At 45.6% G+C, this 340-nt stretch carries 1 protein-coding gene; it reads left to right on the plus strand.

Going from position 1 to position 340, the window contains the following annotated elements:
* On the plus strand, positions 1–340 hold a 340-nt coding region (locus IAE20_RS16700; RefSeq protein ID WP_227612146.1), incomplete at both ends, for an Ig-like domain-containing protein.

Below are 340 nucleotides of genomic sequence, written 5' to 3' on the forward strand. Positions count from 1 at the left end.
TGGCGCCAACTGCCCCTGTTGTCAATCCAGTCAATGATACAGATGCAATTACAGGAACAGCGGAAGCAGGTTCCACAGTAAAAGTAACTTTTCCTGATGGAACTACAGCCACAGTGGTTGCCGATGCTGATGGGAAATGGGAAGTACCAAATCCTGGACTTCAGGATGGCGATAAAATAACAGTGGTTGCTCAGGATCCAGCTGGAAATACTTCACCACCTACAGAGGTGCTTGTTGATGGTGTAGCCCCCGCAGTGACTTTAGATAATTTATTAACCAATGACAATACACCTGCATTGCATGGAACGGTTGATGATCCTACTGCAAAAGTCACAATTGT

The sequence above is a fragment of the Acinetobacter sp. S54 genome (assembly GCF_016624945.1).
Classification (GTDB): domain Bacteria; phylum Pseudomonadota; class Gammaproteobacteria; order Pseudomonadales; family Moraxellaceae; genus Acinetobacter.